The 14,524-nt window shown below is 69.9% G+C and carries 14 protein-coding genes; 6 read left to right on the top strand and 8 right to left on the bottom strand.

Going from position 1 to position 14,524, the window contains the following annotated elements:
• Positions 1-22: 22 nt before the first annotated feature.
• Genes GPZ80_RS02530 through GPZ80_RS02520 form a run of 3 tightly spaced genes read right to left on the bottom strand, consistent with a single transcriptional unit; the run spans position 23 to position 2,633 of the window.
• Positions 23-724, bottom strand: coding sequence for a histidine phosphatase family protein (locus GPZ80_RS02530; protein WP_187218090.1), 702 nt, complete (start codon positions 722-724; stop codon positions 23-25).
• 35 nt (positions 725-759) lie between these two features.
• Entirely contained in the window at positions 760-1,587 is an 828-nt protein-coding gene (locus GPZ80_RS02525) for an undecaprenyl-diphosphate phosphatase (RefSeq protein WP_187218089.1), read from the bottom strand.
• On the bottom strand, positions 1,584-2,633 hold the full coding sequence (locus tag GPZ80_RS02520) for an LLM class F420-dependent oxidoreductase (protein WP_187218088.1): 1,050 nt from the start codon (positions 2,631-2,633) through the stop codon (positions 1,584-1,586). The genes GPZ80_RS02525 and GPZ80_RS02520 overlap by 4 nt, the downstream gene beginning before the upstream one ends.
• Positions 2,634-2,725: 92 nt before the next feature.
• On the opposite strand from GPZ80_RS02520, the gene GPZ80_RS02515 reads away from it, so the two are divergent.
• The 4 genes from GPZ80_RS02515 (at position 2,726) to GPZ80_RS02500 (ending at position 8,049) form a co-directional block, all read left to right on the top strand.
• On the top strand, positions 2,726-3,703 hold the full coding sequence (locus GPZ80_RS02515) for an aldo/keto reductase (RefSeq protein ID WP_187218087.1): 978 nt from the start codon (positions 2,726-2,728) through the stop codon (positions 3,701-3,703).
• A gap of 89 nt (positions 3,704-3,792) precedes the next feature.
• Positions 3,793-6,552 carry an AMP-binding protein gene (locus tag GPZ80_RS31985; RefSeq protein WP_222718760.1) on the top strand — a complete coding sequence of 920 codons (2,760 nt, stop codon included), beginning with the start codon at positions 3,793-3,795 and terminating at the stop codon, positions 6,550-6,552.
• A gap of 68 nt (positions 6,553-6,620) precedes the next feature.
• Positions 6,621-7,178: a winged helix-turn-helix domain-containing protein gene (locus GPZ80_RS02505; protein WP_187218086.1), complete on the top strand. Its 558-nt coding sequence runs from the start codon at positions 6,621-6,623 to the stop codon at positions 7,176-7,178.
• Positions 7,171-8,049 (top strand): SRPBCC family protein, encoded by an 879-nt coding sequence (locus tag GPZ80_RS02500; RefSeq protein ID WP_187218085.1) that lies wholly within the window; start codon positions 7,171-7,173, stop codon positions 8,047-8,049. The genes GPZ80_RS02505 and GPZ80_RS02500 overlap by 8 nt, the downstream gene beginning before the upstream one ends.
• Here GPZ80_RS02500 and GPZ80_RS02495 read toward each other — a convergent pair.
• The gene (locus tag GPZ80_RS02495) at positions 8,033-8,452 is read right to left on the bottom strand and encodes a hypothetical protein (protein WP_187218084.1); all 420 of its coding nucleotides are present in this window, start codon (positions 8,450-8,452) and stop codon (positions 8,033-8,035) included. The genes GPZ80_RS02500 and GPZ80_RS02495 overlap by 17 nt on opposite strands.
• Before the next feature lie 166 nt (positions 8,453-8,618).
• Between GPZ80_RS02495 and GPZ80_RS02490 the strand changes: the two genes are divergently transcribed.
• Positions 8,619-9,614, top strand: a complete 996-nt coding sequence (locus tag GPZ80_RS02490) for a YncE family protein (protein ID WP_246476640.1) — start codon at positions 8,619-8,621, stop codon at positions 9,612-9,614.
• Positions 9,611-9,823, top strand: coding sequence for a DUF5703 family protein (locus GPZ80_RS02485; protein WP_091369063.1), 213 nt, complete (start codon positions 9,611-9,613; stop codon positions 9,821-9,823). The genes GPZ80_RS02490 and GPZ80_RS02485 overlap by 4 nt, the downstream gene beginning before the upstream one ends.
• On the opposite strand, the gene GPZ80_RS02480 is transcribed toward GPZ80_RS02485, so the two are convergent.
• The 4 genes from GPZ80_RS02480 to GPZ80_RS02465 all read right to left on the bottom strand — a co-directional run bounded on the left by GPZ80_RS02480 (position 9,816) and on the right by GPZ80_RS02465 (position 14,433).
• Complete coding sequence (locus GPZ80_RS02480) at positions 9,816-10,298, bottom strand: DUF2231 domain-containing protein (protein ID WP_187218083.1); 483 nt, start codon at positions 10,296-10,298, stop codon at positions 9,816-9,818. The two genes, GPZ80_RS02485 and GPZ80_RS02480, sit on opposite strands and share 8 nt — an antisense overlap.
• Positions 10,299-10,898: 600 nt before the next feature.
• Positions 10,899-11,492 carry a DUF305 domain-containing protein gene (locus tag GPZ80_RS02475; RefSeq protein ID WP_222718759.1) on the bottom strand — a complete coding sequence of 198 codons (594 nt, stop codon included), beginning with the start codon at positions 11,490-11,492 and terminating at the stop codon, positions 10,899-10,901.
• A gap of 704 nt (positions 11,493-12,196) precedes the next feature.
• The gene (locus GPZ80_RS02470; RefSeq protein ID WP_187218082.1) at positions 12,197-13,081 is read right to left on the bottom strand and encodes an alpha/beta fold hydrolase; all 885 of its coding nucleotides are present in this window, start codon (positions 13,079-13,081) and stop codon (positions 12,197-12,199) included.
• Positions 13,082-13,101: 20 nt separating this feature from the next.
• A complete protein-coding gene (locus GPZ80_RS02465; RefSeq protein WP_312880066.1) occupies positions 13,102-14,433 on the bottom strand; it encodes a M20/M25/M40 family metallo-hydrolase in 1,332 nt (443 codons plus the stop codon).
• Positions 14,434-14,524: the final 91 nt, after the last annotated feature.

Raw genomic sequence — 14,524 nt, 5'->3', positions numbered from 1 at the left:
CGTTGGCCGTTCCGTGTCGAAATCAGGCGCCGGTGGAGCCTCCGACGACGGCGTCACCGGAGGCGACCGCGTCCTCCTCGGGCTTGGGCTCGGGCGGGACGACGCCTGCGAGCGCGTTGCCCAGGTCGTTCATCCGCAGCACGAACGGCCGGGTCTCGGTGTAGCGCACCACCGACACCGACGACGGGTCGACGATGATCCGCTGGAACGAGTCGAGGTGTTGTGCCAAGGCGTCGGCCAGGATCGCCTTGATGACGTCGCCGTGGCTGCACAGCAGCCAGACCGCGTGGTCGCCGTGCTCGGCGGTGATCTTCGCGTCGTGCGCGCGCACGGCGGCGACCGCGCGGGACTGCACCGCGGCCAAGCCCTCGCCGCCGGGGAACACCGCGGCGGACGGGTGCTGTTGCACGACCTTCCACAGCGGTTCGGAGAACAGGTCTTTGAGCGCGCGCCCGGTCCAGGAGCCGTAGTCGACCTCGGCGAGCGCGTCCTCGGTGACGGGGACGAGTCCGCGGTCGGCCGCGAGCGGGGCGACGGTTTCCGCGCACCGGGTCAGCGGTGAGGAGACGATGGCGCGCAGCGGGACGTCGGCGAGCCGGGCGACGAGACCGTCGGCCTGGGCCCGCCCGGTGTCGTCGAGGTGCACCCCTTCGGAGCGCCCGGCGAGGACGCCGGAGCCGTTGGCGGTGGATCGGGCGTGTCGGAGCAGAACGACTGTGGCCACGGGTCCGAGCTTACGGCGCGGCCCGACCCCGTCGGTCAGATCGGGTCGACGACGCCGGTGGCGAGCAGGCCGCACAGCACCGCGCCCAAGGCGATGCGGTACCAGACGAAGACCATGTAGCTGTGCTTGGAGACGTAGCGCAGCAACCACGCGACGCAGGCGTAGCCGACGACGAAGGACACCGCGGTGGCGGCGATGGTCTGCGGGATGTCGGCCTGCAGGCCGGGTCCGCTGCGGTCGAGGACGTCGGGGATGGAGAAGATCCCGGCGCCGAACACCGCGGGGATGGCCAGCAGGAACGAGTAGGTGGCCGCTGATTCCCGGTTGAGCCCGAGGAACAGGCCCGCGGTGAGTGTTCCGCCGGAGCGCGACACCCCGGGGATCAGCGCCATCGCCTGCGCCAGGCCCATGAAGATGCTGTCCTTCATCCTCAGCGAGTCACGCTTGAGCTTGGCGGTCTCGTCGGCCACGGCCAGGATCACCGCGAAGATCATCAGGACCATCGCGGTGATCCACAGGTTGCGCAGGCCGCTGCGGATCTCGTCCTTGAACAGCACGCCCAGCAGGCTGATCGGGATCGACCCGATGACCACGTACCAGGCGAGTTTGTAGTCCGGGTCCGCACGCGCTCCGGCGTTGAGCAGGCCGCGGAACCACGCCTTGATCAGCCGCCAGATGTCCTTGGCGAAGTAGATGATCACCGCGGCCTCGGTGCCGAGTTGGATGACCGCGGTGAACGAGGCGCCCGCGTCGCCCCCGAACCACAGTTCGGAGACGATGCGGATGTGCGCTGACGAGGAGATCGGGAGGAACTCGGTCAGACCTTGGACGATGCCGAGGACAATGGCTTGAAACCAGGTCAACTACCGACTCCCGCGAGATCCAGAGCATCGACGGCGACGCGCAGGGCCGCCTTGGCTTGCTCCAGATCTTGCAGGATGGGCGAAACGGTCAGTGTGGTGACCCCCGACGACGCCAGGGCCTGCATCTTCTCGGCGATGCGCTCCTTGGGGCCGAGCAGTGCGGTGTCGTCGATGAAGCCGAGCGGCACCTTCGCGGCCGCGCCGGCGTAGTCCTTGGCGAGGTAGAGGTCCTGGCATTCGGCGGCCTCGGCCTCGTAGCCCATGCGGCACGCGAGCTGGTTGTAGAAGTTCTGCTCGCGGCTGCCCATGCCACCGACGTAGAGGGCGGCGTAGGGGCGCACGGTGTCCGCGGCGGCCTTCCAGTCGTCGCCGACGACGATCGGGGTGGTCGGGACGACGTCGAACCCGTCGAGGGTCTTGCCCGCCTTCGCCCGCCCCTTCGCGATCAGCTCCAGGGACTCGCGGCCGTGCTCGGGCGAGTAGAAGATCGCCAGCCAGCCGTCGGCGATCTCACCGGTGAGCTCGAGGTTCTTCGGTCCGATGGAGGCCAGGTAGATCGGGATCTGCTCGCGGACCGGGTGCACGGTCAGCTTCAGCGGCTTGCCGGGGCCGTCGGGCAGTGGCTGCACGAAGTGCTTGCCCTGGTAGGCGACCCGCTCGCGGCGCAGCGCCTGGCGCACGATCTCGACGTACTCGCGGGTGCGGCCCAGCGGCTTGTCGAACTTGACGCCGTACCAGCCCTCGGAGACCTGCGGCCCGGACACGCCAAGGCCCAGGCGGAACCGGCCGCCGGAGAGGGTGTCGAGGGTGGCCGCGGTCATCGCCGTCATGGTCGGGCGGCGCGCGGGGATCTGCAGGATCGCGCTGCCGATGTCGATCCGCTCGGTCTGCGCCGCCACCCAGGCCAGCACCGTGGGCGCGTCGCTGCCGTAGGCCTCGGCGACCCAGGCCACCGAGTAGCCCAGCCGGTCGGCCTCCTTGGCCAGTTCGAGGTTGGCGGCATCGTTCCCGGCGCCCCAGTAGCCCATGTTCAGTCCCAGTCGCATTCCGGCGACATTACTTGCCGGTAGGACGGGCTGCCAGGGGGCTCGGAGTGGCGTGCGCACTCAGGCGCGATCGCCGCCTAGGCTCCCTGCCCGTGGAGCAACGACACCTCGGGCGTAGTGGGCTGAGGGTGTCCCGGATGGCTTTGGGCACGATGACCTGGGGCGGGGACACCGAGCCGGATGAGGCCGCCAGTCAGTTGAGCGCGTTCGTCGACGTGGGCGGCACCTTTGTGGACACCGCCGACGTCTACTCCGACGGGGAGGCCGAGACCATCCTCGGCGCCCTGCTCGACGACGTGGTCCCGCGCGACTCGATCGTGCTGGCGACCAAGGCGGTCGCGCGGCGCACCGACGGCCCGTTCGGCGGTGGTGCTTCCCGCGGCGCGCTGCTCACGGCGCTCGAGCAGTCGCTGAACCGGCTTGACACCGACCACGTCGACCTGTGGCAGCTGCACGCCTGGGACGCGACGGTGCCGCTGGAGGAGACCCTGGCCGCGGTCGACGCGGCGGTGCGCAGCGGCAAGGTCCGCTACGCGGGCATCTCGAACTACACCGGCTGGCAGACCGCGACCGCCGCGAGCCGCCAGGCGTTCACCGCGGGGGCCGCGCCGCTGGTGAGCACGCAGGTCGAGTACTCGCTGCTGGAGCGCGGGATCGAACGTGAGGTCGTGCCTGCGGCCGAGCACCACGGGCTGGGTATCCTGCCGTGGGCGCCGCTGGGCCGAGGTGTGCTCACCGGCAAGTACCGCACGAGCACCCCGGCGGATTCCCGTGGGGCGTCGGCGAAGTACGCGTCCTATGTGGAGCAGCACCGCACCGACCGGGCCGGTCGGATCGTCCAGGCGGTCGCGACAGCCGCTGACGGGCTGGGCACCTCGCCGCTGGCCGTGGCGCTGGCGTGGGTGCGGGACCGGCCAGGCGTCGTGGCGCCGGTCGTCGGCGCCCGCGACACCGCGCAACTGCTCGGGTCGCTGATCGCCGAGGAACTGGAACTGCCGCCCGCCATCCGGGCCGCGCTCGACGACGTCAGCGATATCGAACTGGGCTACCCGGAGCGTCGCCTCGGCTGAGCTGTGACGCGAATGACGGATGACCCGCAAGGTTGGTTAGCCTATGCTCACCTCGGCATGTGTCCCACCGTCGACGCCGAGGATCAACCATGGAGCTGCTCAGCGCGCCCGTGGCTCTCGGGGTCCCGTTCGTGCGCGCGCTGGCGGACTTCGGTGACCGGGTCGCGGTCGTCACCCGTGAGGGTTCGCTGACCTATCGGGAACTCGCCGAGCGGGTCGAGTCCACAGCCGACACCCTGGGTACGACCCGAAGGCTCGTGCTGGTCGCGACGGCCAACGACGTCGATTCCCTGGTCACCTACCTGGCCGCGCTGCGCGGCGGTCATCCAGTGCTGCTCACCGGGTCCCAAGTGGACGAGCTGACCGCGGCCTACGATCCGGACGTCGTCCACACCGCGACCGGCCTCCACGAGCGGCGCACGGGCACCGCGCACGACCTGCACCCGGATCTGGCGCTGCTGCTGTCCACCTCGGGCAGCACCGGCTCCCCCAAGCTCGTGCGGCTCTCGGCGGCGAACGTGCAGGCCAACGCGGAGTCGATCGCGTCCTACCTGGACATCCGCGAGACCGACCGCGCGGCCATGACCCTGCCGATGCACTACTGCTACGGCCTGTCGGTGATCAACAGCAACCTCGCGCGCGGGGCGGCGCTGCTGCTCAGTGACCACTCGGTGGTCGACAAGTGCTTCTGGGAGACCTTCCGCGCCCACGGCGGCACCAGCCTGCACGGCGTGCCGTACACGTTCGACCTGCTCGACCGAGCGGGTTTCGCCGACCGCGACCTCCCGTCGCTGCGCTACGTGACCCAGGCGGGCGGTCGCCTCGCCCCGGCGCAGGTCCGCCGCTACGCCGCGCTGGGGGCGGCGGGTGGCTGGCGGTTCTTCGTGATGTACGGGCAGACCGAAGCGACCGCCCGTATGGCCTACCTTCCCCCGGACCTGGCCGCGACCCGGCCCGAGGCCATCGGCGTCCCCATCCCCGGCGGCTCCTTCGAGATCCGCCCGGACGGGGAACTGGTCTACCGCGGCCCCAATGTGATGATGGGCTACGCCCGAACCCCCGCGGACCTGGCCCTGGGCGCCACCCTCGGCGCGCTTCCCACCGGCGACCTCGCCCGACGGGCGCCGGATGGCCTCTACGAGGTCATCGGCCGCAAAAGCCGCTTCGTCAAACTCTTCGGCCTCCGCGTGGACCTCGACGAAATCGAAAAAACCCTCGTGGCAGCCGGCTTCCACGCCGCCACCACGGGCGACGACGCCACCCTCATCATCGCGCTCACCCACGGCCAGGACATCCCAGCCGCCGTGGACGTGGTCAGGTCCCGCGCCGGCCTCCCGAATCACGTGATCGAGGTCCGCGAGTACGGCACGCTCCCCCGCCTGTCCACCGGCAAACTCGACTACGCCGCCATCCAGACGCCCACCCGGCACGGCGACGCCACCCACACCCTCGACCCGGCCGCGCGCGGGGCACACCTGCCCGCCACCGCCCCACGCCCCACGCACTCGCCCGGCGAGCCACCCTGCGCCACCGACGGCGCAACGTGCCCCGCCCAGTCCGCCGCCCTTACACCGTCCCCCCGACACCGCGGCCCTCACACCCCCGCACCGACACCCGACCATCCCCACCCGTCGAGTTGTCCACACACCACCGCCAACCAAGATCATCCGTCACCCCGTCCCGATAGACTGGCCAAGGGACGTCCCCCCGGGGTCGGGCGGGGGCTGCGCGACGGCCGTTCGAGCCGTTCGAAGGGTTCAGGCGAGTCGGGCGGATCGGTTCGGGGGATCTATCGGCGGGCGCTCAACCGGGTCGACATTCCCGACGACGCCACCTTCGTCAGCCTCGGTGGTGACTCGCTGACCTACGTGCGCGCCTCCATCGACCTCGAACGCCTCCTGGGCCACGTCCCAGAGGGCTGGCACACCATGCCGGTCCGCGACCTCGAAGCGGCGAGCGTCAAACACGGCAGGCTGCGGTCGCTGGAAACCAACATCGCCCTGCGCGCGCTCGCGATCACCCTCATCGTCGCCACCCACATCGGCCTCACCCAGGTCTGGGGCGGCGCCCACCTGCTGCTCGTCATCGCGGGCTGGAGTTTCGCCCGGTTCGCCATCGCCCCCGTCGACCCGACCCGCATGGCGGGCCGCATCGCCCGCGCCGCCGCACGGATCGCCGTGCCGTCGTCGCTGTGGTTGGCGTGGCGGTCGATCGAGGCCGAGAACGTCGTCGTCCCCAACGTCTTGCTGGTCAACAACTTCGTCCAGTCCGGCACGATCGCCTACTGGTACGTCGAAGTCCTCGTCCAGATCCTCGTGCTCATGGCGCTGCTCTTCGCCGTCCCCATGGTCCGCCGCCTCGCCGTCACCAACAGCTTCGCGCTCGCGGCGGGAATGCTCATCCTGACGTTGATCGCGCGCGTGCCCGCGGAGCACGTGCCCACCGCCAACGGCTTCTCCGCCCGCGACATGAGCCTGCACGGCGTCCTGTGGCTGTTCGTCCTCGGCTGGCTGGTGCAACGTGCCGCCACCCCGTCACAGCGGGTCGCCGCGGTGATCTTGACCCTGCTGGTCGTCCCCGGCTACTTCGACGACCCGATCCGCGACGCCATCGTCGTCGGCGGCCTGCTGCTGGTGCTGTTCGTCCCCCAGCTCCAGGTCCCCGGCCCACTCGTGCGGCTCAGCGGCCTGCTCGCGGGCGGCTCGCTCTACGTCTACCTGACCCACTACGTCGTCTTCCTGCCGCTGCTGCCACTCATGCCCGCCTGGGCGGTCCTGGTCATCACCCTCGCCGTCGGTGTCGCCGTCTGGCGCCTGTCCTGCCTGATCGGCAAGCTCCGCACTCTCTAGAAGGCCCCCGAAAGCTTCAGCAGGCTCCATTGACAAAATTGATTTTTACGTCAAAACTTGCCTTTGCCATGAGAGAAGTCCTGTATCTGGATCAGATCGAGCAGGCCGAGACCCTGCTCAAGCCGCAGCGCATCGAGGTGCTGCGGCAACTCGCCGAGCCACGTTCGTGCACCGAGGTCGCCATCCGCCTCGACCAGACTCCACAACGGGTCTACTACCACGTCAAACGCCTGGTCGACGCCGGTCTGGCCACCCTGGTGAGCGAACGCCGAGTCCGCGGCATCGCCGAAGGCGTCTACCAGGCGACCGCCCGCTCCTACTGGCTCTCACCACGGCTCGTCGGCAAAGTCGGCCTGGCCAGACCGCGCGACGAACTCAGCCTCGGCTACCTCCTCGACCTGATGGAGGACGTCCAGGCCGACATCGCCGCACTCGACCGCACCGCCCCCGAACTGCCCTCCATCGGGGTGTCCGGGGCGATCCGCGTCGAGCCCGAACGCCGCCAGGAGTTCCTGGCCGACCTGCAAAACACTCTGCGAGAACTGTTCACCCGCTACGGCGGCGCCGAGGGCGACGCCTTCAAGCTCGTCGTGGCCTGCTACCCCAAGGAGGAACCCCATGGCTGACATGTCATTCAGCGTCCGCGTCCCGGCTCCCCTCGACCGCGTGCGCCACGCCCTGACCGACCCCGCCGAACTCACGACCTGGCTCGCCGAGCACGCCGAGGTCGACCTGCCCCACAACACCTACGCCTTCTGGGGCCGCTACACCCCCGCGGGCGACAAGCCCCGGCAGCGCCTGCTCCACGCCGACGACACCACCCTGCGGTTCACCTGGACCATCGACGACGCCGAGACCACCACCGAGGTCACCCTCGAACCCGAAAACGACCACACGACCGTCCTCACCCTGTCCCAGTCCGGCATGCCGACCTGGGAGGAGATGACGACCGACACCACCCCGCGCTCCGCCCTGCAGACCTTCTGGGCACTCGCCGTCGCCAACCTCGTCGACCACCTCGACAACCGCCCGCTGACCGCGCAGTGCGACTTCACCACCACCGACATGCGCGCCCGGTTCGACATCGCCGCCGACCCCGCCGACGTGTTCGACGCCCTGGTCGACCCGGAGAAGTTCAGCGACTGGTTCGGCGCCAAATGCGAGATGGAGCCCTACGTCGGCGGCCGGTTCGCCATGGGCGGATTCGACGTCGAGGACAACCCGGGCACCATCGTGGCCTTCGATCCGGGCCGCAAACTCGCCATCGACCTCGGCCCCGCCGGAGTGTCCACCTGGGAACTCGACGGCAGCGACGGGAAGACGCGGATCACATTCGTGCAGAGCGGATTCGACCACCCGCCCTACGACGCGTGGATGGGCTGGCTCAGCGGCTTCGCGGAACTACGCCGCTACTTCGAGATCAAGGACTGGAAGAACATCTGGCTCAGCTTCACCATGCCCGGCATGCCCGAAGGAATCATCACCATCGGGTCCTGACCTCGTCGTCCTCGGCGGGTTCGAAGAACTCACGCACGTCGGGCCGGTAGACGAGGTAGGTGCCGACGCCGACGGCTGCCACGATCGGCACCAGCAGCGCCACGTCCACCGGGCCCGAGGTCAGTCCGATCGAGAGCAACACCGACAGACCCGAGACGACGACCACACCGATCCGCGCCCAGTCGCGTCCCGCCGACATGCTCACCGCCAGCCACACGGTCACCGCGAGCGGCACGAGGTACAGCGACAGGTCCAGTCCGCTGCGGGCCCAGACCAAGGTCAGGTGAACCGTGGACAGCACGACCTGGGTGATGAACAGCCCACGGGCCGCGCGGACCACCGCGGGCGCCTCACTGGGCCGCGGGTCACCGAAGATAGGCAGGTGCGCCGGATCTATCGCCATTGATACCTCCGTGCCCACTGCTTCGGAGCGGACACCTCGGTTGTTACAGCTTGGTGTCGAATCGGTGTTCGGATGTGAGAGACATGTCGGCGCGGAACGTGGCCTCCTCGGGCAAGGTGCGGGATGCTTATGTGAGACCCATACCCCCTTTTCCACCGGAGGAAACTTGTCGCGACGCCTGGGCGCCGCCGTCGTCGCTATCGCCACCCTTGCCGGGTGCTCGTCCAACGGGCAGCCGCAAGACGAGCTGATGGTGTCCGACAACCCGGTAGCCGCCACCGCCGCGCACTCCCCCGCGCCCGCCACAACCCCGACCGGTTCGGTCCTGCCGCTGGCCGCGGTGTCCGCCGCCATCGTCGACGACCGCACCCGCACCCTGGCCGTCGCCGTGGACAACCCCCCTGGCCTGCGGCTCTACGACCTCGACAAGCTCGGCGGCGAACCCCGCACGGTCGACCTGCCCACCGCCGCCGAGTCCCTGGCCCTCGCCGCCGAGGGCGGCCCGCTGCTGGCCTCGACCGGCAAGACGGTGGTGCGGATCAGCCTGCCCGTCGCTGAGGTCACCTCCTCGCCCGTCGACGGCACCGCCGCCAACGCCGCCGCGTACCGCGACAGCACCCTGGTGGCCGTGCGCGACCGCAAGTCCGTCGCCGTGCTCGACGGCGCGGGCACCCGAACGATCACCGGCGGCCTGCTCAGCGCCGACCAGGTCTACGCCGTGGGCGACCGCGCCGCCGTCCTCGACCGGCTGCGCAACGCGGTGTTCGAACTCGACGTCGCCAAAGGCACCGTCGGCGAAGGCCTGCGCGCCGGGCAGGGCGCCACCAACGGCACCGTCGACCGGTTCGGCCGAATTCTGGTCGCCGACACCCGCGGCGGCGCCCTGCTGGCGTTCTCCCTGGACCCGCTGCTGATGCGCCAGCGCTTCCCCGTGCCCGGCGGCCCGTACGCCATCGCCTTCGACCCCCGCCGCGACCTGGCGTGGGTCACCCTGACCGAGACCAACGAAGTGGTCGGCTTCGACGTGGCCGGCGAACAACCCGAACAGCGTTACCGGTTCCCTACCGTCGGCCAGCCGAACTCGGTGGCCGTCGACCCGGCCAGTGGACGCGTGGTCGTCGCGTCCGCCAACGGAGGAGGTGTCCAGGTGATCGAACCATGAGCGACGGGGTGGTCGAAGGCGATTGGGAGTACCGGCCGCTGCGGCTGCCACCCGCGGTGTCGCGGCTGACAGCGGCCACGCAACTGGCGATCCACGCGGAGTTCGCCGGATGGGAGCTGTCGAACGTGCGGCTCTACTCCGACGGCACCCGCAAAGTCTGGCTGCGGCGCAAACGGCGTCCGCACCCGCAGCCCGGCATCATCACCTGACGGGTAGCTGGTCGAACCCGTCCCACACCGCGCGCGCCCCGGCGTCGCCGACGCGGTAGGCGTGCACGCCCGAAGCCACCCCGAGACCCACCGCGAGCACCGCCGCCGCGACCACCGCGACCTTGCTCCACGCCGCGGGTTCGGCCCGTACGGCGGCGCGGTGCGCCAGCATCAGGCCCAGCACGACGACGAACAGCGGCAGCGTGAAGTAGATCATCAGATCGCCCAGCCGCTCATGGACGTTGATCAACTCGTTCTCCGGCAGCCGTCGCTCCAGCTTCTTCCCGCTGTCGGTCGCCACCGGCGTCGCGGCGGCCGCGACCGCCGCCGCGGCCACCACCAGCCACCCGAACCGGGCCCGCGCGGCGGGCCACACGGCGATGACCACCGCGCCCAGGGCCGACAGCGGGACCATCACGACCACGATGTGCACGACCAGCACGTGCAGCGGAAGACCGTTGACGAACTCAGGCATGGCGCCACCTCCGACTCGTACTTACGCGCGGCGACCGCGTCCGGTTCAGCGCAGAAGGTGACGGGCCGAGCGTCGTCCCGGACCGTATCGCCACCACCCCGCGCGCACCCGCCCAGCCGAACTGGACGAAGGCGCGAACACCGCACCAGACCCGATCCTGCCGCCCAGGAAGGCACAGGACATGTAGGCGGTGTTACGTCTGCTTCGCACCACGGGCCGCAGGGCGCAGACTCGCTCCTGGCTTCGCAGCCTGGGCACCAGGGTCCCTCCCCGCGAGTTCGGCCGGACCAATGTCGCCACCTCGCACCCCGCCCAGGAGGCGCACCGCGGACCCGAGAACGGCGGCCCCGCCGACAAGGTTCACCGCCTCGGGTCCGCAGCGGTCGACCAACCGCCCCGCAGCGGCGCACGGTGGAACTGACCGGGCGGTGCGGGGCGTATGCCCTGAACTCACAGCACTGCCGCAACGCGGCCCCGGGTGAGCGTGCCGTCACGACCACCCCACCGCCGCACCCCGAGGTCGACGACTCATGAGCTACCCGAGGCAGCGACCTGTTCGGTGGTTCCACCCTTCCGCGCGGAGGTCGGGGAAGGACCCAATCAACCGGTGCCGCATCGACGGTCGGCGGACTCCTCGAAGGCGGGCACCGGCCGGGCCTGCGCCTCCTGCGCGGTCGTCGCCACACCGTTGCGCGCGATGTCCTCGATAAGCCATTGCATCTCAAGGATCTCGTCTCGCTGGGCTTTGCTGATCTGTTTCGCGAGCTCGCAGACCCGGATGTCGGCGATCTCGGCGCGCTCTGACCGGGTGATGGCCATCGAGTGGTGCGGGATCATCGAACTCATCCACCCGTCGTCTTGCACTGTGGTTTGACTACGGTCGAGGAACACGCCCACGCCGAGCAGGAGCAAACTCGCCACGACGACGCCCAGGTTGGCCTTGATGCTGCGGTACATGTCGAGCATGTAGCCGAGCATGAGCAGGCCCATCGTGCCGCCCATGGTGAGCGCCATGAACACACGGCTCTCGCTGAACCGGATGTGGCTCCACTGCCAGCTGCTGACGAACATCACGGCGTACATGACGACCATGGCGGTCAGGATCATCGCCGCGAACCGCAGGTACATCTTCTTCATGTCGTGCGACTGCTCATCGCCGCGATCGGCTTCGTCCGAATGCCGCTCGTCCGCCATCGCAGTGCCTCCGTTCCCCGACGCGTGAGTAGCGAGCCCTTGCGATCAGGCATGGTCCGGTAAGGATCGGACTACCCACGCGTGTGCACGACTATGCGAGGGCGGGAGGATTCATGTCCTCGCCGAAGCGCGGGCGGATGAGCGGCACCGCCGCCCGTCGGCTCGGGCCGGGGCGTCCTGCCAGGGCTCGACTGGTCCGCGATGTGGGCGCCATGTCTGCGCAGCGCAGGGTCGCTGAGGACCCGCCGTGACGGCAAAGGTCTACGGGCTCGCGCCGCACGCGGCCTCCGTCGATTCAGCAACCACGCCGAGAGGTGATGCCGTTCGGCAGCCGCCCACCATGGGGAACACCCGAAGGTCGACTTCCAGCGGAGCGCAGGCGCCGACCTTCGCTCACGGCGATGTGGCGTGTTCCGGGCCCTGACCACCGCCGTGATCACATGGCAGCGCGGTGGTGAACGGGTCGGCGGCGATCGTGAGCGAGCGTCCTCGGTGGGCCGACGTGTGCGGACGTTCGGCTCAAGCAGCCACACGGTGCCGGTGCGGCTGCCACGTGAAACGGGGCTCTGCGTCTCGGGCGATGTCCTGATTGGACGGCCTGAGGGCGAAACCCATCCGAGTCGAGGTGGCAAGCGTGCCCACCGCGCCTATCCACCCGGCCGCGTTCGGCGTGGTCCAAGTGCTCTCGGCGGTGGTCGGTGGGTTCAGCGTCGGAACGCGGCGTGCACGAGCCCGACCAGCCGCGGCAGCACCTGCGCCACGCCTTCCAGCGGCAGCATGTGCCCGAGCCCCGGCAACACGACCGCGGTCCCGTCCTCCACCGCCCCGGCCAGCGCCTCCACATGCGACGCCGGCACCACCCGGTCCCGGTCCCCGACCATCGCCACCACCGGCGTGCCCGCCGCCACCGACAGCGCCGCCTGCTGGTCGTACCGGTCCAGAGCGGGCCGGAACAGTGCCACCGTGTCCGGCCAGTGCGCCGCGATCATCTCCGCCACCAGGCGCACGTCTTCGGGCTCGGGGTCCTCGCCGAGCAGCAGCCACCGCAGCCCGATCGTCTTCGCCTTGTCGATGCGCTGCGCCACCCGCTCCACGATCTTCGCCCCGAGGATCGCGCGCAGGTCCTGCACGATCTTGCCCAGCGAACTCGGGATCGCCGCCTCCGCGACCCACCCGGCGGGCGTCGACAGCAGCGCGAGCCCCGCCACCCGGGCCTCGAACAGCGCGGCGTGGCGGGCGGCGAGCGCCATGGTCACCAGCCCGCCCATGCCGTGTCCGGCCAGCACGATCCGGCCCTGAGGCACGACCCCGTCGAGCAGTTCGGCGAGGTCGTCACCGAGCTGCTCGACGGTCGCGGTCTTCTCGTCGGCCGCGGTGGACTGCCCATGGCCGCGGTGGTCGTAGGACACCACCTGCACGGGCCTCTCGGTCGCGTCCGGCAGCGCGGCGATGATCTTGTGCCAGGCCCGCTGGTCCATCGCGTAGCTGTGCGCCAGGACGACGGTGACCCCCGCCGCGGGTTCCCCCGCGCGCTGAACCGACAGCTTCGCCCCGTCGGACAGCGCGAAGCGTTCAGTGGTGGTGGGCACCGCCGAATCCTGGCACGGCCTCAGCAGCTCCGCAGGAACCGATCCATCACCCGTGTCCCGAACTTCAGCGCGTCCACCGGGACCCGCTCGTCGACCCCGTGGAACAGCGCCGCGAAGTCCAAGTCGGCGGGCAGCCGCAGCGGTGCGAACCCGAAGCACCGAATCCCCAGCGAGTCGAACGCCTTCGCGTCGGTCCCACCGGACAACATGTACGGGACCGTCCGGGCGCCCGGGTCCTCCGCCACGATCGAGGCGGTCATCGCGTCCACGAGGGCGCCGTCGAAGGTCGTCTCGACGGCCGGGAGCTTGGCCACCCACTCGCGCTCCACGTCCGGGCCGAGGATCTCGTCCAGCTCGCGCTCGAACGCGGCCTCACGGCCCGGCAGTACCCGGCAGTCCACAACGGCCTCCGCGACCGACGGGATCACGTTGGCCTTGTACCCGGCGGTCAGCATCGTCGGATTGGCGGTGTCGCGAATGGTCGCCCCCACCATCCGGGCCACCGCCCCCAACTTGCCCACGGCGCCCTCGAGGTCGTCCTCGTCGAACTCCATGCCGGTGATCTCGCTCATCGCGGCAAGGAACTCACGCACCGACTCGGTCAGCACCAGCGGGAACTTGTGGGTGCCAAGGCGCGCGACAGCCTGGGTCAACTTCGTGACCGCGTTGTCCTCATGAACCATCGACCCATGCCCGGCGCGGCCGCGGACCCGCAACTTCAACCAGGCGATGCCCTTCTCGGCGGTCTCGATCATGTAGGCGCGGACGTCGTCCTTGACGGTGATCGAGAACCCGCCCACCTCACTGATCGCCTCGGTGGCGCCCTCGAACAACTCGGGCCGATTCCGCACCAGCCACTGCGACCCATAGTCGCCCGCGGCCTCCTCATCAGCGAGGAAAGCGAAAATGATGTCCCGCGGCGGCACCACCCCATCCCGCTGGAACCGGCGCGCGGTAGCCAACGTCATGGCCACCATGTCCTTCATGTCGACCGCGCCCCGCCCCCACACGTACCCGTCCTGGACGGCGCCCGACAGCGGATGAACCGACCACTCGGACGGGTCAGCAGGAACGGCGTCGAGGTGGCCGTGCACCAACAAGGCCCCCCGAGACGGGTCGGCACCCTCCAACCGAGCGAAGACGTTGCCTCTGCCCTTGGCCCCCGACTCGACGTAGGTGGTGTCAAACCCCACCTCCGCCAACTTCTCCGCTACATACTCCGCAGCGGCCCGCTCCCCCACCACGGTGGCGGGATCCCCGGTGTTGGTGGTGTCGATACGGATCAACTCACTGGTCAGCTGCACCGACTCGGCCTCAGCCAGGTCCCTGGTGTCGCTCAGATGCTCGGTCACACCGCTTTCCTACCACCACCGGAGCACTAAGGCGGCCCCGATTTGGGACCACGCAACCCCATCCGATACTCTGTGCGCACACCAGCGGGAG

This window comes from Actinokineospora xionganensis (assembly GCF_014323725.1).
Classification (GTDB): Bacteria; Actinomycetota; Actinomycetes; order Mycobacteriales; family Pseudonocardiaceae; genus Actinokineospora; species Actinokineospora xionganensis.
The sequence above is the reverse complement of the archived record's forward strand: the minus strand, read 5'-3'. Positions and strand labels throughout refer to the sequence as shown.